We start from the raw sequence: 16,071 nt of genomic DNA, 5'->3' as shown, positions 1-16,071 counted from the left end.
CGTACCATCGACTGACCCCGCGAAGCGATAGGCGAGCACCATGGCCGAAACCCCAGAAGAGCCGACCTACCAGCGGCTCGGTCCCGTCAACTGGCTCCCGGAGGAGCGCAAGCTCATCGAGCGCTACGAGGCCGACATCAGGGAGCTGCGGCGACGGCTGGAGATCGCCGAGGCCAAGGCCGCCTACGCCGGATGGAAGCTGGAGGCCACGCAGGCCAAGCGGACGTTCAAGCTGGGCGAGGCCCTCGGCGCCAAGAGCCCGGGGCAGATCATCAAGGCCGTCCGCTCGCACGACAAGGCGCCTAAGGCGCCCGAGCAGGCGGTGACCGAGATCATCGAGCAGGCGGGCAAGCGCCCGCCGCTGGTCGACGTGCCCGCGATCAAGTGGCCGGCGGGCCCGGTGAACCGCCCCGACCTGCGCGTGGCCGTGATCCTGGACGACTTCTCCCGGATGGCCTTCCGCTACGAGTGGGACCAGATCGAGTTCGGACTCAAGGACTGGCCGGAGATCTTCGCCGAGAAGCGGCCCGACCTGCTGTTCTGCGAGTCGGCCTGGCACGGCAACCAGGGCCGCTGGCGCTACCAGATGACCGGCACCAACGCTCCCAAGGACCCGCTGCGGGACCTGGTGGCCTGGTGCAAGCAGGAGGGCATCCCCACGGTCTTCTGGAACAAGGAGGACCCGCCGAACTTCGACTTCTTCATCGACACGGCCAAGCTGTTCGACTACGTGTTCACCTGCGACGGCGACATGCTGCCGAAATATCGGGAAACACTGGGACACGACCGGGTGGACGTGCTGCAGTTCGCCGCCCAGCCCCGCGTGCACAACCCGATCCAGCAGAAGCAGGGCCGCCTGCACGACGTGGTCTTCGCCGGCATGTACTTCCGCGACAAGCACCCCGAGCGCCGCGAGCAGATGGAGACCGTCCTCGACCCGGTACGCGAGCTGGGCCTGCACATCTTCGCCCGCAACGGCGAGGTGGACGAGAAGTACGCCTGGCCGGAGAAGTACCGCCCGCACATCGTCGGCGAACTCCCCTACGACCAGATGCTGGCCGCGTACCGCATGTACAAGGTCTTCCTCAACGTCAACTCCGTGCTCGACTCCCCGACCATGTGCGCGCGCCGCGTCTTCGAGCTGTCGGCCTGCTCCACCCCGGTCGTCACCGGCTGGTCACGCGCGATCGAGGAGACGTTCGGCGAGCTGATCCCGATCGCCCGCGAGCCGATCGAGTCCTACAACCAGGTGCTGCACCTCATCAACAGCCCCGAGCTGCGCGCCCGCATGGGCCACCTGGCCATGCGGGAGGTGTTCGACAAGCACCTGTTCTCCCACCGCGTCGACCAGCTGCTGCGGCTGCTGGGCCGCCCGGTCAGCGCCCGGGAGCGCTCGATCTCGGTCGTGCTGCCCACCAACCGCGCCTCGCAGATCGAGCACGCGATCTCCTCGGTGGCCAAGCAGATCCACCGCCCGCTGCAGCTCGTGATGGTGCTGCACGGCCTCGACATCGACCCCGTCGTCGTGGCCGACAAGGCGCGCATGGCGGGCATCAGTGACGTGACCGTGCTGCCGGCCGCCGCTGAGCTGTCGCTCGGCGCGTGCATGAACCTCGGCATCGCGGCCGCCGAGGGCGAGCTGATCGCCAAGATGGACGACGACAACCTGTACGGCGAGCACTACCTGTCCGACCTGGCCCGCGCCTTCGACTACACCGACGCCCAGCTCGTCGGCAAGGGCGCGCACTACAGCTACTTCGAGGGCTCCAACACCACGATGCTCCGCCTGCCCGGCCTGGAGCACCGCTACTCCTTCCTCGTCCAGGGCGGCACGTTCCTGGGCAAGGCCGAGATGTTCCGCGCCTACCCCTTCGCCGACATCACCCGCGGCGAGGACACCCACCTGGTCCGCCGCCTGAAGGAGGACGGCGTCAAGATCTACTCGGCCGACCGCTTCAACTTCGTCTACTGGCGCAGCGCCGACGCCAGCATGCACACCTGGCAGGCCGACCACATCAAGCTGACCCGCAACGCCCAGTTCTCCTTCGTCGGCCACCCCGGCCCGCACGTGCTCATCTGAGTCATCTGAGCACCTGGCGGATCATCACCGCCAGGCAGAACACCCCGAGCACCAGCCCCCACACCACGTCGGTGACGTAGTGCATGCCCCGGTAGAGCCGGGAGGCCGCCACGATCAGCGGCAGCCCGGCGCCCATCGCCCACACCAGCCCGGACAGCACCCGGTGCCCGTGCAGATGGATCGCCAGCAGGACGGCCAGGCCGCCGTAGAAGCAGACGGCGGCGCTGACGTGCCCGGACGGCCAGCTGCTCGTCGGCGGCGCGGCGTCCAGGCGCGCCACCGGCGGACGGCTCCTGGCCACGAGCGCGCTGGTCGCCAGGAACACCAGCGACTGCGACCAGACGGCCGCGACCAGGAACACCGACTCCCGCCAGCGCTCCGTCGCCAGCCGGAACCCGATCACCGCCAGCGCGGTGAGCACCACGATGACCGGGGTGTCGGACAGGCTGCTGCCGATGCGGGTGGCCTGATCCAGGAGCGGCACGCGCTCGGCGGCGATGTCCGCCATGACGCCGGGCTCGGCCCAGTCGGAACGCTCGACCAGTTCCCCCAGCGCGAACGTCGCCGCCGTCATCAGCGACAGCCACACGACGGCCGGCCATAACCGGGTTACCACGTCACGCACGTCGCACCCCCTCCGGTTCCACGCCTTCGACCAGCGGCTCGGCGGGCTCCTTCCCCATGTCGCGGCGCCAGCCCTCGAACGCCGCCGTCGTGGCGGCGACCACCAGCAGGCCGAGCAGCACCCCGCCCACCGCATCACTGACCCAGTGCACGCCGAGCGCCACGCGCGTGGCGGCCACCGACACCGCGAGGAACGCCCCGATCCCCCACGCCAGCGCCTTGCCCGCCCCGCGCAGCCGAGGCAGGAGCAGCAGCACGAGTACCCCGGCGCCGAGCGTGGCGGTCAGCGCGTGCCCGGAGGGGAACGCCTCGCCGGGCGCGGTCGAGACCGGGTCGGGCAGCTCCGGCCTGATCCGGCCGATGACGATCTTCAGCAGCAGGCCGAGCACCCCGCCCGCGGTGATCGTGACCATCGCCCAGACCGCCGGCCGGGTGGCGCCCCGCCAGGCCAGCCACGCCGCGGCCGTGATCACCGCCAGCCGCCACGGCCAGGGACCGAACACGTCCGTCCAGGTCAGCATCCACCGGGTCAGCTCCGGGTTGGCCGTGGCGACGGCGTGCAGGCCGTACGCGGTGGCTCGGTCGAGGTGCCACAGCGGCGGGAAGGCCGCCTCGACCAGCAGGGCCAGCGCGGCGAAGAGCGCACCCGCGCAGAGGGCGACGACGACGGCGAGCGTGAGCCTGAGACCGAGCCGGGGCATCAGAAGTCCTTGGTACGGCGCAGCCGCGGCGGCCGGCCGTCCGGATCGACGACGAGACGGTAGAGGGGCATCGCCAGCGCCTTGCTCACCCGCCCCAGATCGGGACGGCCATGGCGGCGCAGGCGGCCCGGCGGGCGCGGGCCGCGCCGGTCGTTCTCGTGCCAGGCGTCCAGACGCGCGGCGGACTCGGCGAACGCGTCGAAGGCCGCCTTCGGATCGCACAGGTCGAGCACGTCGTCCTCGTCGCGGTCCAGATGCTCGGCGGCCAGCGTGAGGCGCAGGTCGCGGGCGAAACGCCGCGCGCCGGCGGGCGGGCGCGGGTCGTGCTCCTCGTCGACCACCGCGCAGCTCAGCTCGGAGTCGAACGTCCAGGAGCGCAGGTTGACGTTGTCGGAGCCGATCGTGGCCCAGACGTCGTCCACCACGCAGACCTTCGCGTGCACGTAGACGGGCGTGCTCTCGTGGTTTTCCAGGTCGTAGACGGCGATGCGGCCGTCCCCCGCGCGCGTCAGCCGGTCCAGCGCCTCCGCGCGGCCGATCAGGCTGGCCGGGCCGGCCAGCCAGCCGTCCTGGTCGGGGTGGCGCGGCACCACGATGATCATGTGAAGGCCGGGTTCGCGCTCCAGCGCCTCGGCGAACGGTTCGATGACCTCCGTGGACCACAGGTACTGGTCCTCCAGGTAGACCAGCGAACGCGCGCGGGCCAGGACCTTGAGGTAGGCCCGCGCCACGCTACGCTCGCCCTCCGGCGCGAACGGCAGGGCGTTGCGCAGATGCGGGTAGGTCCGCAGCAGTTGCACCGCGTGGGTGCCCGCGGGCTCCGGCGGCGGGCCCGGCTCGGGCAGCGGGGGCGCGTTGTCCATGCTGCTCAGGCGGTCGCGCAGGCGCCTGAGCGGGTGGCGGGTCTCCGGCGCCGGATCCTCCCAGCGCTCGCAGAAGACCTTCTCCACCTCGGCCACCGCCGGGCCGCTGATCGCCGCCTGGGCGTCGTGCCAGGGCGGGCGCGCGCCGTACGCGCCGGGCATCGGGGTGGCCTGCGGGTCGCCCCGGTGGGTGGCGTCGTCGCGGCGGCTGTGGCACAGGTCGATGCCGCCGACGAAGGCCACGTCCCGTCGCGGGTCGCGGTCGTGGCGCAGGATGACGAACTTCTGGTGGTGGGAGCCGCCGTGCCGTACGCGGGTGTCGAGAAGGCACTGGCCGCCGGCGGCCTCGACCCGCTCGCCCAGGTGGCGGTTCTCCTCGGCGCTGAAGCGCAGGAAGTCCAGGTGCGAACGCCAGATGAGACCCCGGACCAGCGCGCCCCTCTCCGCCGCCGCGGCCATCGCGCTCGCGATGGCCGGCCCGTCCTCGGCCAGGCGCTCGTCCGGGTCGCCACGCCAGTCGGCGAACAGCAGCAGGTCGTCGCGGCCCAGGGCGGCCAGGCGGTCCCGGAGTTCGGCGAAGTAGGTGGCGCCGTGGATGAGCGGGCGGACGAGGTTGCCCCGGGTCCAGGCTCCGAGCTTGGTCCCGGGGTTCCCGCGTTCGTCCTCGGTGAGGAACCAGTCGTCGAGTCTCATGTCCGGCGCCAGCGCGACTCCCCGAAGCAGTAGCCGGCGAACAGCAGCAGCCCGAGCGCGACCACCACGAGCAGCCACGGGCCGGCCGGGGTCTTGGCGAAGGCCCTGAGCGTGCCGTCGATGCCGCTGACCTTGTCGGGGTCGAAGGTGAGCGCCGCCTGGACCACGAAGATCCCGGCCAGTCCGGCGATCAGTCCGCGGGCGACGTATCCGGCGAAGCCCAGGCGGTCCATGACCTTGCGGGCGCGCGGCGGCATCCGGCCGATGTCCAGTTCCTCGCGGAACTTCTTCTTGACACCCTGGTACACCCAGTACGCGCCCAGCGCGACCAACCCGAGCCCGATGGCGGTGACGATGACCGCCCCGGCGGGCAGCGCGAGCAGGTCGCCGGTGACGTCCTGCGACTTCTTGTCCTCCGACTTCGCGCTCCCGGACAGCAGCACGGTCAGCAGCGTGAAGACGATGAACACGTACACCGCCACCCTGCCTGCCGACTCGGCGCGGTCCAGGGCCTTCCTGCTGCCGAAGAACACCTCCGACAACTGCCAGAGCGCCAGCGCGGCGAAGCCGACGACCATGATCCATAGGATCACGGCCCCGAAGGGCAGGTCGGCCATCATGCCGATGGCGCCATTCTTGTCGGCCTCCCGGTCGCCGTCGCCCAGTGCGATCTGGACGGCGAGCACTCCGATCAGGCCATAGAGCACGCCACGGCAGGCGAGCCCGATGCGGGCCAGCCGTACCATGGCGGGACTGTCGGCCGCTTGGCGGGCCGCGGCCTCTGCCTGGCTCACCGTTCCTCCTGAGGGTCGTTGAGACCCCCAAGTGCCCGGAAAAATCCCGCTTAGACCTCGTTGACGGCCTCCGCCGCGTGCCAGCTCGCCAGAAACCTCAGCGCCTCCTCGGTACGCGAGCCCGGTTCGGCCAGGTAGGTGACCAGAACCTGGTCGCCCTGCTCGCCCGGCCGCAGGCTGTCGTAGTCGAGCACCAGTTCGCCGGCGAGCGGGTGGTCAAGGATGTTGCGCCCGGCCGAGCGCTCCCGGACCTCGTGCTCGGCCCACAGGCGGCGGAAGTCCGCGCTCCTGACCGACAGCTCGCCCACCAGCGCGGCCAGCTCCCGGTCGCCGGGATGGCGGCCCGCGTCCAGCCGCAGGAACGCCACCGTCTCGCGGGCCTTGTGCTCCCAGTCGCGGAACAGGGTCCTGGTGTGCTCGTCGAGGAAGACCAGGCGGGCGCAGTTCAACGGGCCGTCCGGCGGAGTGGGCCGATTCCAGAACAGCAGGGCGGCCAGCCGGTTGCAGGCCAGCATGTCGGTCCTGCGGCCCATGACGAAGGCGGGGATGTCGGGCATGGAGTCGAGCACCCGCCTGAGTGTGGGACGAACCCGCTCCACCGGGGCCTTCACCGCCTTGCCGCTCGCCGGACGGGCGAGGTCGTGCAGGTGGGCGCGTTCGATGTCGTCCAGGCCGAGCACGCGGGCCACGGCGTTCAGCACCTCGGCGGAGACGTTGCCCGCCCGCCCCTGCTCCAGCCGGACGTAGTACGGCACGCTGACCCCGGCGAGCACTGCGACCTCTTCCCTGCGCAGCCCGGCCACCCGGCGGCGCTCGCCGTACGTGGGCAGGCCGGCGTCGGAGGGCCGCACCCTGGCGCGGCGCGATCGCAGGAACTCCCCGAGGTCATTGGCCATGACCCCATTGTCGGACATTTCCCCGCGCGGCGCCTGACCCTGCGAGTACCACCCTCGGCGCTGTCCTGGTTACCCCATCGGCGTCCTCCCAGGATGAGAGCCATGGACAACCGCATCGCCGTCGTCACCGGCGCCTCATCGGGCATCGGCGCCGCCGTAGCCGTCGAACTCGCCGAGCGGGGCGCCCGGGTCGCGCTCGTGGCCCGCAGGAAGGAGCGCGTCGAAGCGCTCCGCGACCAGATCGGCGACCGGGCCCTCGCCGTGGCCGCCGACGTGAGCGACCCCGCCGAGGTCGAGGCCGCCAGGAGCCGCATCGCCGAAGAACTGGGCCGGGCCGACCTCGTCGTCAACGCCGCCGGAATCCTCCTCCCCGGCCTGCTCGACACACCGGGACCGGATACGCCTCTGGAGTGGCGGCGCCAGCTCGACGTGAACGTCGCCGGTCTGCTCCACGTCTTCCGCGCGTTCCTGCCCGACCTCCAGGCCGCCGCCGACGCGGGCAGGCCCGCCGACCTGGTGAACATCTCCTCGATCGCGGCCGCCAGGATCGAGCCGGGCGCGGCGGTCTACGCGGCCACCAAGGCCGCGGTCAGCCACCTGTCACGAAATTTCCGGAACGAGCTGGCACCCAGGAACATCCGCGTCACCAACCTCGAACCCGGCGTCGTCGTCACCGAACTGCTGTCCGCCTCCGAGCTGGGAACGGCCTGGCTGGAGGACATGAAGACGAAGATCGACCCGCTGGCCGCCGCCGACCTGGCGGAGGTCGTGGCCTTCGCGGTCAGCCGCCCGATCCACGTGAGCCTCCCGGAGATCACCGTGGTGCCGACCCGCCAGGTGTAGATCTTCTATGTACATGCATATTCTGTATGTGCATGTACAATGGGGTTCCGCACGGAGGGAGGCGCCTGATGGCGACGGACGACGACGACATGTGGGTGGGCGTGATCCGCCTGCACGCCAGGGTCGAACACGAGGTGGCCGCCGCCCTGCAGAAGCACGGCCTCGGCCTGTCGGAGTACCGGGCGCTGTGCCACCTGTCGCTCGCCGACGGCGGCTCCCTGCGCATGCAGGAACTGTCCGACCTGCTGGGCCTCAACCAGAGCTCGGTGACGCGCCTGGTGGGCCGCCTGGAGAACAGCGGCCTGAGCCGCCGCGACTTCTGCGACCAGGACCGGCGGGGCGTCTACACCCTCATCACCGACGAGGGCCGCGCCAGGAAGGACGGCGCCGCCCCGACCTACGAGGAAACCCTCACCGCCGCCCTGGACAGAGCCGCCAAGGAGGGCCTGGCCGACACCGTCACCGCCCTGCGCGCCTCCATGCACCGCACCACCTGAGCTCCCGGGGCGTCAGGAGACGGGCCTGATCGAGCGCAGTTCGGCGAGCAGATCCCTGACCACCGAAGATCCGCCCAGCTCGCGGGTGGTCACGTACCCCACCCGCCGCAGCGGCGCCCCCTCCCCGAGCTCCGCCGTGGCCACGTTCGGCGGCGCCCCCACGGCCGACAGCCGGGGCACGATGGCCGCCCCCAGCCCGTGCCCGACCATCGACATCGCCACCCCGTCGTCCTCGACCGTGATGTCGCCGGGCGGGATCCACGCCTGCGCCGCCAGCCACCGCCTGGTCTCGCCGGAGCAGTTCTCGTGCCAGTCGATCATCGGCAGCGCGCGCGGGTCCGGGTGCCCCGACGGATGGGCCAGCACGTACGGCTCCGCGTACAGCTCCTTGCCGACCAGGCCGTCCACGTACACCGGCAGCGACACCACCCCTACGTCCGCGCGCCCGTCGGCGACCTCCCCCGCGATCCCCCGCCCGAGGTCGGGCACGATCCGCACGTCCACGGTCACCCGCGGGTGCCGCCGCCCGAACCGCACCAGCACCCCGGGCAGGAGATGGAAGGCCGCGCTTCTGAAGGCGGCCAGCCGGATGGTCCCGGTGGCCTCGCCGTGGGCCGCGGTGTGGGTGTCGGTCCGCATGACCTCCATGAGCCGCAGGATGCGCCGCGCGTGGCCGACCGCCGCCGACCCCGCCGCGGTGGCCGTGGCCCCGCCGCGCCCGCGCCGGAACAGCACCGCGCCCATCTTCCGCTCGGCCGCGCGCAGGGCGTGCGAGACCGCCGACTGCGTGAGGCCGAGCCGCACGCCTGCCCCCGACACGCTGCCCTCGCCGTCCACGGCGACGAGCACGCGGAGCTCGGCCGCGCTCAGATCGTTCACGGCGGCGACAACATATGAAGGACGTTCATACATTCCGCCACTCCCGCGAACACCACCTGCTGGCTACGCGGACGGCCCTCTCCTAACGTCGAGGCCATGAGAGCGATGCGTGCGGAACGGCGTGGCGGACCCGAGGTGCTGACCCTGGCCGAGATCCCCGACCCGGTGCCGGGCCCCGGCCAGACTTTGGTGGACGTCGAGGCGGCGGGCGTGAACTTCGCCGACCTCGGCCGGCTGAGCGGCAGCTACCAGCCACCCGAGCTGCCGTTCGTGCCGGGCGGCGAGGTGGTGGGCCGTACGCCGGACGGACGCCGGGTGCTCGCCTTCGCCGGCGCCGCGTTCGCGTCGAAGGCGCTGGTGACGGAGCGGGTGGAGATCCCCGACGACATGGAGGCGGGCGCCGCGCTGGCCCTGCTGGTGCAGGGGCTGACCGCCTGGCACCTCCTGCGTACGGCCGCGCGGCTGGTGCCCGGCGAGAGCGTCGTGGTCAACGCGGCGGCCGGCGGAGTGGGCCACCTGACGGTCCAGCTGGCCAAGGAGTTCGGCGCCGGCCGGGTGATCGGCACGGCGTCCACGAAGGAGAAGCGCGAGCTGGTCATGGGGTTCGGCGCGGACGCGGCCGTCGACGGCGAGGCGGACGGCTACGCCGACCGGGTGCTCGCGGCCAACGACGGCGGCCCGGTGGACATGGTCCTGGACGCGGTGGGCGGCCCGGTCTTCGACGCGGCGCTCGGCGCGCTGGCCCCGTTCGGCCGCCTGATCGCGTACGGGACGTCGAGCGGCGTGGACCCGTCGCCGATCGATCCCGGCCGGCTGGCCCAGCACAACGTCTCGGTGGGCGGCTACTGGCTCGGCGCCCATCTCCGCCTGCCCGGGAGCACCGCCGCGCGACCTCTGCCCGAGCTGATCGCCCTGACCGCCGCCGGCCGCCTGCGACCGCTGACCGGCGGGGAGTACGAGCTGGAGCGGGCCGGGCAGGCGCTGGCCGACCTGGCGGCCCGCCGTACCGTGGGGAAGGTGGTTCTCAGGCCGTGATCCTGGCCAGCTTCTCGTCGGCCAGGCGGGCGAGCTCGTTCAGCCCCTCCTTCTTCACCTTGGTGCCGATGACCAGCAGGCTGGTGACCACGCCCTTCCTGGCGATCACCATCGCGGAGATCTGGGCGGCCTTGCCGTCGCTGACCGCGGTGGTGACGAAGGCGTGCGAGCGTTCGCCGCGCGCGGGCATCTTGAGCGTGACGGTCCTGTAGGTGACCTTGGCGCCGGCGACCTCGGCCCGGTACTTCGCGCACCGCGCGGGCACCGGCTCCGGGAAGGTGTCGGTGGCCACGATGGCCTGGGTGATGGAGCCGTCCTTGGAGGAGTAGGCGACGACGGCCGCGGGCGCTCCGCCCAGCTCGGCCGGGTCGAGCTGCCCGACCCCGGCGCAGTCCGGCTCGGACACCTTGGCCTCCTTGAGGGCGGCCATGCCCTGCTTGGTGGCCTTGAGCGAGCCGTACGCGCCGGTCTCGGGGCCGTAGGCGACGCTCATGCCGTTCGGCGCGGACAGCAGCCCCGCGCCGAGCCTGGCCGCGTCGACGGGCTTCTTCGCGGAAGGGGAAGGGCCGGCGGCCTGCCCGCTGGAGCAGCCGACGCTGACCGCCATGATGAGAAATATTCCGGAAAAAGCCTTGTGCATGAATTCCCCAATTCGCATCAGCGGCATTTTTCATCACGCTAGACGAATCGGAGCACGCGTTTTCCGACGTTGACGGAACGCCCCGCCTTTACGGTTTCACGGGCTTTTGTGGTTTTTCTTCGCTTCCATTGGGCGTCGCTCCGTTGAGAATGGCGCGGGCCAGCCCCAGCCCGGTGCCGCCCAGCGTGAGCGCCTTGGCCAGGAGCTCCTCGACGCCCTGCGCGCCGTTGAGCACCACCATGTGGTCCACGTTGCCGAACGCCTGGGCGCCCGCCTGCACCACCTCCGGCCAGCGCTCGGCCAGCTGCTGGGCGATGACGGCCTCCTGGTTGTCGGCGAGCGCCTCGGCGCGCGCCCTGATGGCCGCCGCCTCCGCCAGGCCCTTGGCCTGCTCGGCCTCCGCCTCGGCCAGGCCCAGCGCCCTGGCCGCCTCGGCCTGGGCCAGGCCGCGCGCCTTGGCCGCCGCGGCCTCCGCCTCGCCGGCGACCCTGGTGGCCGCGCCCGCGGCCTCTCCGCGCAGCCGTACCGACTCCGCGTCCGCCGCGGCGGCCTGCTTGACCTGGGAGGCCTGGGCCACGGCGCGCAGCTCGGTCTCCCTGGCCTCGGCCTCGGCCTGGGCGATGCGGGCGTCGCGTTCGGCCTGGGAGAGCGTGACCGTCTCGTACGCCTTGGCGTCGGCGGGCTTGCGTACCTTCGACTGCAGACGCTGCTCGGACAGCTGGGCCTCCAGCTCGGCGGCCCTGGTCTCCTGGACGACCACCTCCTGGCGGGCGCTCGCCTCCGACAGCGGCCCCGCCTGGCGGGAGGTCGCCTGGGCGCGGTCGATCTCGGCCTGGTAGGAGGCCTGCTTGATCTGGGCGTCGCGCCAGGCCGCCGCCTTGTTGGCCGCGGCGACCTGCTCGGCCTCGGTGGCCTCCTGGTCGCGCTGCGCCTCGGCGATGCGGGCGCTGGCGGCGATCTTGGCGGCGTGCGGCTTGCCGAGGTTGGCGATGTAGCCGGTCTCGTCGTCGATCTCCTGGATCTGCAGCGAGTCGACGATCAGGCCCAGCTTGCTCATCTCGTCTGCGGCCGAGGCCCTGGTCTCGCTGGTCAGGCGCTCGCGGTTGAGGATGAGGTCCTCGACGGTGAGGCCGCCGATGATCGAGCGCAGGTGGCCGGTGAACAGCTCGTGGATCGCGCCCGTCATGAAGTCCTGCTGGTCGAGGAAGCGCCGGGCGGCGTTGGCGATGGAGGTGAGGTCATCGCCGACCTTGTAGATGACCACGCCCCTGATGTGGACGGGGATGCCCTGCTGGGTGACGCAGGAGACCTGGAGGTTGGCGGATCTGGTGTCGAGGCGCAGGCGCCTGGCGGTCTGGAAGCCGGGCAGCACCGCCGTACCCTTGCCGGTGATGATCTTGAAGCCTAACGAGTCGAGAGCGTCGCCGCGGCGACGGGCGCCGAGGCCCGAGATGATCAGCGCCTCGTTCGGCTCCGCGACCCGCCAGACGGCCTTGAACAGCAGGATGATGACGACGACTGCGACGAGGATCCCCCCGCCGGCGATGAAGAACTCAGGGGACATCGGGCCTCCCTAGACCAGTGCGCGAGCCACGTAGACCGTGCGCGGCGGGAAGTACTCCACCACCACCACGATCGTCCCGACCGGGAATTCCTCGTCGGCCACGCTCGGATGGGCGTAGAAGGCCTCGACGCCGCCCCTTACCTGGACCATCACCTCGCCGACCAGACCCGGGCCGATCCTCCCCGTGACCCGTCCCTGCTTGCCGACCATCGGTCTCCCCCCGTCGGTGATATTCCGGACGGTACTCCAATCAGGCATTCGCGGTAATAGGCGACGCAAAATGTTCCTCCAGGGGCTGCGCGCCTTAGAGCGGTATTTACCGCCCGTAGTGATGATCGCGCCCATGAGTGACATCAACCCCCGCAGGGCACACGAGCTCGGGATGGGACGGCGCATATCGCGCCGGGACTTCTTCGACGGCGTGGCGATGGCCGCGGGGGTGGCGGCGCTCGGCGCCGCGGCGGGCTGCGGGCCGCGTTCCGGTGAACCGGGCGTCATCGGCACCCCCGAGCTCCAGGTCCCGACCGACGTGAAGTTCCCGCCCACGCTCACCGGCCTGCAGGGCAACACCGCGCAGGCGCTCAGCGTGCCGCACGCCCTGCGCGACGACCGCTTCTGGGAGTACGCCGGCACGCCCGAGTTCACCGGCGAGAACTACGACCTCGTTGTGGTCGGCGGCGGCATCAGCGGAGTCAGCGCCGCCTTCGAATGGCTGCGGGCCAACCCCAGTGCGCGCATCCTCATCCTGGACAACCACGACGAGATCGGCGGCCACGCGCGCCGCAACGAGTTCACCCCGCAGGCCCGCAAGGGCCCGCTCATCGGCTACGGCGGCTCGCAGTCGATCGAGGCCCCCTCCGTCTGGACGCCCGAGGGCAAGAACCTCCTGCGGCAGCTCGGCGTCAAGGTCGAGAAGTTCGAGAAGTACTTCGACCAGAAGCTCTACACCAACCTCAAGATGTACGACAGCGTCATGTGCGACCGGGAGACCTTCCCGGTGGAGCGGCTGGTCAAGTACACGCCGGGGATCAAGGCCGAGGAGTGGATCGCCCAGCTCCCGGTGGCCGCGCAGGCGAAGAAGGACCTGCTGCGCCTGTACAAGAACCCGCCCGACTGGTTCCCCGGCATGTCGCAGGCCGAGAAGGAACGCAGGCTCGCCGACCTGACGTACTCGCGGTTCCTGCTGGAGGTGTGCAAGGTCCACCCGGACGCGGAGCTGTTCCTGCGCACGCAGTCCAGCGACGAATGGGCCTACAGCACGCAGGCCTTCGGGGCGATCGACGCCTGGGGCAGCGCGGAGGAGTGGGACTTCCCCGGCTTCCAGGGCTTGAAGCTCGACGCCGGCAAACCCTCCAAGTTCAACTCCCCCAGCATGATCAAGGAATGGGACGCCGACGACGCGTACATCTACCACTTCCCCGAGGGCAACCAGGCGCTCGTGAGGATGATGGTCGGCCGGATGATCCCCGGCTTCGCCAGCGCGACCGGCATGGACGACATCACCACCGCCTCCTTCGACTACGGCAAGCTCGACCTGCCCTCGAACCGGGTGCGCTTCCGGCTGTCCAGCCCGGTGGTGACGGCGTCCAACGACGGCGACCCCGACACCGCGACCACCGCCACCGTGGGCTACTTCGACGGCCACCAGATCAAGACCGTGCGCGCCGGCGCCGTCGTCATGGCCTGCTGGAACATGGTCATCCCCTACCTGGTCCCGTCGCTGCCGCCCGCGCAGAAGCAGGCCATGCACCAGGCGGTCAAGATGCCGCTGCTCTACGCGATGGTGCAGCTGCGCAACTGGGAGGCCTGGCGGAAGGTCGGCATCAACCACACCAGGTGGACCGGCGCCTACTGGTGCGTCTCCGAGCTCGACTACCCGGTCAGCATGCCCGGCTACGAGTGCCCGAAGGACCCCTCCCAGCCGATCAACGTGCACATGATCGCCACGCCGTGCGTGTCGACGATGGGCCCGGGCGAGGGCGCGATCGCCGGCCGCCACAACCTGCTCAAGACGGACTTCTCCTTCTTCGAGTACACGATCCGCGACCAGTTGGCCAGGCTCCTCGGCGCCGGCGGCTTCGACCCCGGCAAGGACATCGAGGCGATCACCGTCAACCGCTGGGGCCACGGCTACGCCCCCGAGTACTGCCGCCCCTGGAACGCCTTCTACCCCGAGGGTCCCTTCCCCGCCGAGACCGCGCGCAGGCGGCACGGCCGGATCGCGATCGCCAACTCCGACTCGATCCCGGCCGCCTACGCCGACGCCGCCGTCACCGCCGCCTACCGAGCCGTCGCGGAGCTGTCCACATGAGACCCTGGCTGAAGATCTTCCTCATCGGGCTGGCGCTGTGGGCCGCGTCCGTCCTGGTCACGATCTGGACGGAGAACTCCAACCTCCTCCCCACCGTGGTGCTGCTCGGCAGCTTCCTGGTGCCGGTGACGTTCGTGGTCTGGGCCTACACGCGGGAGCGCTCGTCGGAGGTGACCGTCGAGCTGCTGTTCAAGGCGTTCGTGATCGGCGGCGTCCTCGGTGTGCTCGGCGCCTCGATCCTGGAGAGCTACCTCCAGCCGTCGCTGGTCATGTACGCCGGCGTCGGCCTCATCGAGGAGGGCGTCAAGCTGGCGGCCCTGATGCTGCTGACCCGCGGCCTGCGCCGGCACGACGTCTGGGACGGCGTCGTGCTCGGCGCCACGGTCGGCTTCGGCTTCGCCGCCTTCGAGAGCGCCGGATACGCCTTCAACGCGTTGTTCACCCGCGAGGGCATCTCGGTGGCACAGCTGGTGGAGACCGAGATCCTGCGGGGCGTGCTCGCGCCCGTCGGCCACGGCCTGTGGACCGCGATCGTCGGTGGCGTGCTGTTCTCGGCGGGCGGCAGGCTGGCCGGCAAGGTGATCCTGGCGTACCTGGGCGTCTCCCTTCTCCACGCGCTCTGGGACTCGATGAGCGGGCTGGCGATCGCGATCACGCTGCTGCTGACCGGGCAGCCGTGGCAGTTCCAGCTGATCCGCATCGGGAAGGTGCCCGGCGTCACCGACGGGCAGATCCATCTCTACACGGTGCTGAACTGGGGCGGGCTGATCGTCATCTCGGCCCTCGCGTTGCTCTGGCTGCGCTCGATCAGCCGCCGAGAGCGCTGAGGCTGGCCGTCCAGAGCCGCTCGGCCAGGTCGTGGTCGGCCCTGCCGCGGGCCGGCTTCTCCTTGACGTAGTAGCGGCCCGGCTCGCCCGCGGACGTGGCCAGGTGGACCAGCGTGCGCGCGCCCGTCGCCGGCGGCTTGGCCATGCCGGGGACCGCCAGGTAGAGGCGCATCAGCAGCGTGTCGCCGGCGAAGCCGGTGCGGATGACGCCCGGGTGGAAGCAGGTCGCGTGCACCCCGCGGGCGGCCAGCGCCTGGGTGAAGAGCATGTTGGCCTGCTTGGTGTCGCCGTACTGCATCCACGCGTTCCACCGGCGCCGCTCCCTGCTGAGGTCGCCGGGATCCAGGCGGCCGGTGCCGGCCGCCATGGACGTCGTCGTGACCACCTTGTCAACCCGGTCGGTCAGAGAATGGGTCAACAGGAACGGCGCGAGATGGTTGACCTGAACCATCAGCTCATGGCCGTCTCCTGTCACTTGACGCCGCTTGCTGAGCACCCCGGCGTTGTTGGCCAGCACGTCGATGCGCTCGTAGCGCTCGCGCAGCACCCCGGCCAGCCGCCGCACGTCGTCGAGCGCGGCGAAATCGCAGGTCAGGACCTCGGCCTTGGGGCCGGTCAACCCGTCGGCCACGGCCTTGAGCCGGGCCGCGTCGCGGCCCACGAGCACGACCTCGTGCCCGAGGGCCGACAGCCGCCCTGCCGCGGCGGCTCCGATCCCGGCACTGGCCCCAGTTATCACGGTAATCATCGTGTTCCTCCCACTGCGCCGGAACCTTATTAGGTGCTAGTCTCCTGTGCGATCTTCCGGAGGTGTATTTACACAA

At 71.1% G+C, this 16,071-nt stretch carries 16 protein-coding genes; 6 read left to right on the top strand and 10 right to left on the bottom strand.

Annotated features, from left to right (window positions below; all coding sequences use genetic code 11):
- Window positions 1-40 precede the first annotated feature (40 nt).
- Entirely contained in the window at window positions 41-2,080 is a 2,040-nt protein-coding gene (locus ACIBHY_RS20515; protein WP_397247282.1) for a glycosyltransferase, read from the top strand.
- 1 nt (window position 2,081) lies between these two features.
- On the opposite strand, the gene ACIBHY_RS20510 is transcribed toward ACIBHY_RS20515, so the two are convergent.
- From ACIBHY_RS20510 to ACIBHY_RS20490, 5 genes are read right to left on the bottom strand one after another with little or no spacing between them, the layout of a single operon-like run.
- Entirely contained in the window at window positions 2,082-2,705 is a 624-nt protein-coding gene (locus tag ACIBHY_RS20510; protein ID WP_397307449.1) for a phosphatase PAP2 family protein, read from the bottom strand.
- Window positions 2,698-3,405: a phosphatase PAP2 family protein gene (locus ACIBHY_RS20505; protein WP_397307448.1), complete on the bottom strand. Its 708-nt coding sequence runs from the start codon at window positions 3,403-3,405 to the stop codon at window positions 2,698-2,700. The genes ACIBHY_RS20510 and ACIBHY_RS20505 overlap by 8 nt, the downstream gene beginning before the upstream one ends.
- Window positions 3,405-4,961, bottom strand: a complete 1,557-nt coding sequence (locus ACIBHY_RS20500; protein ID WP_397307447.1) for a phospholipase D family protein — start codon at window positions 4,959-4,961, stop codon at window positions 3,405-3,407. Before ACIBHY_RS20500 ends, ACIBHY_RS20505 begins: the two co-directional genes overlap by 1 nt.
- The gene (locus ACIBHY_RS20495) at window positions 4,958-5,755 is read right to left on the bottom strand and encodes a DUF1206 domain-containing protein (protein ID WP_397307446.1); all 798 of its coding nucleotides are present in this window, start codon (window positions 5,753-5,755) and stop codon (window positions 4,958-4,960) included. Before ACIBHY_RS20495 ends, ACIBHY_RS20500 begins: the two co-directional genes overlap by 4 nt.
- Before the next feature lie 50 nt (window positions 5,756-5,805).
- A complete protein-coding gene (locus ACIBHY_RS20490) occupies window positions 5,806-6,651 on the bottom strand; it encodes a helix-turn-helix transcriptional regulator (RefSeq protein WP_397307445.1) in 846 nt (281 codons plus the stop codon).
- Window positions 6,652-6,753: 102 nt separating this feature from the next.
- On the opposite strand from ACIBHY_RS20490, the gene ACIBHY_RS20485 reads away from it, so the two are divergent.
- Window positions 6,754-7,494: an SDR family oxidoreductase gene (locus ACIBHY_RS20485; RefSeq protein ID WP_397307444.1), complete on the top strand. Its 741-nt coding sequence runs from the start codon at window positions 6,754-6,756 to the stop codon at window positions 7,492-7,494.
- A 68-nt stretch (window positions 7,495-7,562) separates the two neighbouring features.
- Window positions 7,563-7,991, top strand: coding sequence for a MarR family winged helix-turn-helix transcriptional regulator (locus ACIBHY_RS20480; protein ID WP_397247269.1), 429 nt, complete (start codon window positions 7,563-7,565; stop codon window positions 7,989-7,991).
- Between the two features lie 12 nt (window positions 7,992-8,003).
- On the opposite strand, the gene ACIBHY_RS20475 is transcribed toward ACIBHY_RS20480, so the two are convergent.
- Window positions 8,004-8,870 carry a LysR family transcriptional regulator gene (locus ACIBHY_RS20475; protein WP_397247267.1) on the bottom strand — a complete coding sequence of 289 codons (867 nt, stop codon included), beginning with the start codon at window positions 8,868-8,870 and terminating at the stop codon, window positions 8,004-8,006.
- 96 nt (window positions 8,871-8,966) lie between these two features.
- Here ACIBHY_RS20475 and ACIBHY_RS20470 point away from each other — a divergent pair, with 96 nt between their 5' ends.
- Complete coding sequence (locus ACIBHY_RS20470) at window positions 8,967-9,905, top strand: zinc-binding alcohol dehydrogenase family protein (RefSeq protein WP_397307443.1); 939 nt, start codon at window positions 8,967-8,969, stop codon at window positions 9,903-9,905.
- Here ACIBHY_RS20470 and ACIBHY_RS20465 read toward each other — a convergent pair.
- The 3 genes from ACIBHY_RS20465 to ACIBHY_RS20455 form a co-directional block, all read right to left on the bottom strand.
- Window positions 9,895-10,512 carry a hypothetical protein gene (locus ACIBHY_RS20465; protein WP_397307442.1) on the bottom strand — a complete coding sequence of 206 codons (618 nt, stop codon included), beginning with the start codon at window positions 10,510-10,512 and terminating at the stop codon, window positions 9,895-9,897. The two genes, ACIBHY_RS20470 and ACIBHY_RS20465, sit on opposite strands and share 11 nt — an antisense overlap.
- Window positions 10,513-10,633: 121 nt before the next feature.
- On the bottom strand, window positions 10,634-12,109 hold the full coding sequence (locus ACIBHY_RS20460; protein WP_397247261.1) for an SPFH domain-containing protein: 1,476 nt from the start codon (window positions 12,107-12,109) through the stop codon (window positions 10,634-10,636).
- A 9-nt stretch (window positions 12,110-12,118) separates the two neighbouring features.
- Window positions 12,119-12,319, bottom strand: a complete 201-nt coding sequence (locus ACIBHY_RS20455; RefSeq protein ID WP_379611183.1) for a hypothetical protein — start codon at window positions 12,317-12,319, stop codon at window positions 12,119-12,121.
- A 133-nt stretch (window positions 12,320-12,452) separates the two neighbouring features.
- Here ACIBHY_RS20455 and ACIBHY_RS20450 point away from each other — a divergent pair, with 133 nt between their 5' ends.
- Complete coding sequence (locus tag ACIBHY_RS20450; RefSeq protein WP_397307441.1) at window positions 12,453-14,420, top strand: NAD(P)-binding protein; 1,968 nt, start codon at window positions 12,453-12,455, stop codon at window positions 14,418-14,420.
- Complete coding sequence (locus tag ACIBHY_RS20445) at window positions 14,417-15,247, top strand: PrsW family intramembrane metalloprotease (protein ID WP_397307440.1); 831 nt, start codon at window positions 14,417-14,419, stop codon at window positions 15,245-15,247. The genes ACIBHY_RS20450 and ACIBHY_RS20445 overlap by 4 nt, the downstream gene beginning before the upstream one ends.
- On the opposite strand, the gene ACIBHY_RS20440 is transcribed toward ACIBHY_RS20445, so the two are convergent.
- The gene (locus tag ACIBHY_RS20440; protein ID WP_397307439.1) at window positions 15,228-15,995 is read right to left on the bottom strand and encodes an SDR family NAD(P)-dependent oxidoreductase; all 768 of its coding nucleotides are present in this window, start codon (window positions 15,993-15,995) and stop codon (window positions 15,228-15,230) included. The two genes, ACIBHY_RS20445 and ACIBHY_RS20440, sit on opposite strands and share 20 nt — an antisense overlap.
- Window positions 15,996-16,071: the final 76 nt, after the last annotated feature.

The sequence above is a fragment of the Nonomuraea sp. NPDC050547 genome (assembly GCF_044457345.1).
Taxonomy (GTDB): domain Bacteria; phylum Actinomycetota; class Actinomycetes; order Streptosporangiales; family Streptosporangiaceae; genus Nonomuraea.
This window is presented reverse-complemented; position numbering and strand designations above follow the sequence as displayed.

Excerpts from the sequence above, each read along its gene's own strand:
- ACIBHY_RS20515 (WP_397247282.1), top strand. The coding sequence starts at position 41 with ATGGCCGAAACCCCAGAAGAGCCGACCTACCAGCGGCTCGGTCCCGTC.
- ACIBHY_RS20505 (WP_397307448.1), bottom strand. The coding sequence starts at position 3,405 with ATGCCCCGGCTCGGTCTCAGGCTCACGCTCGCCGTCGTCGTCGCCCTC.
- ACIBHY_RS20500 (WP_397307447.1), bottom strand. The coding sequence starts at position 4,961 with ATGAGACTCGACGACTGGTTCCTCACCGAGGACGAACGCGGGAACCCC.
- ACIBHY_RS20490 (WP_397307445.1), bottom strand. The coding sequence starts at position 6,651 with ATGGCCAATGACCTCGGGGAGTTCCTGCGATCGCGCCGCGCCAGGGTG.
- ACIBHY_RS20485 (WP_397307444.1), top strand. The coding sequence starts at position 6,754 with ATGGACAACCGCATCGCCGTCGTCACCGGCGCCTCATCGGGCATCGGC.
- ACIBHY_RS20480 (WP_397247269.1), top strand. The coding sequence starts at position 7,563 with ATGGCGACGGACGACGACGACATGTGGGTGGGCGTGATCCGCCTGCAC.
- ACIBHY_RS20470 (WP_397307443.1), top strand. The coding sequence starts at position 8,967 with ATGAGAGCGATGCGTGCGGAACGGCGTGGCGGACCCGAGGTGCTGACC.
- ACIBHY_RS20465 (WP_397307442.1), bottom strand. The coding sequence starts at position 10,512 with ATGGCGGTCAGCGTCGGCTGCTCCAGCGGGCAGGCCGCCGGCCCTTCC.
- ACIBHY_RS20460 (WP_397247261.1), bottom strand. The coding sequence starts at position 12,109 with ATGTCCCCTGAGTTCTTCATCGCCGGCGGGGGGATCCTCGTCGCAGTC.
- ACIBHY_RS20455 (WP_379611183.1), bottom strand. The coding sequence starts at position 12,319 with ATGGTCGGCAAGCAGGGACGGGTCACGGGGAGGATCGGCCCGGGTCTG.
- ACIBHY_RS20450 (WP_397307441.1), top strand. The coding sequence starts at position 12,453 with ATGAGTGACATCAACCCCCGCAGGGCACACGAGCTCGGGATGGGACGG.
- ACIBHY_RS20445 (WP_397307440.1), top strand. The coding sequence starts at position 14,417 with ATGAGACCCTGGCTGAAGATCTTCCTCATCGGGCTGGCGCTGTGGGCC.
- ACIBHY_RS20440 (WP_397307439.1), bottom strand. The coding sequence starts at position 15,995 with ATGATTACCGTGATAACTGGGGCCAGTGCCGGGATCGGAGCCGCCGCG.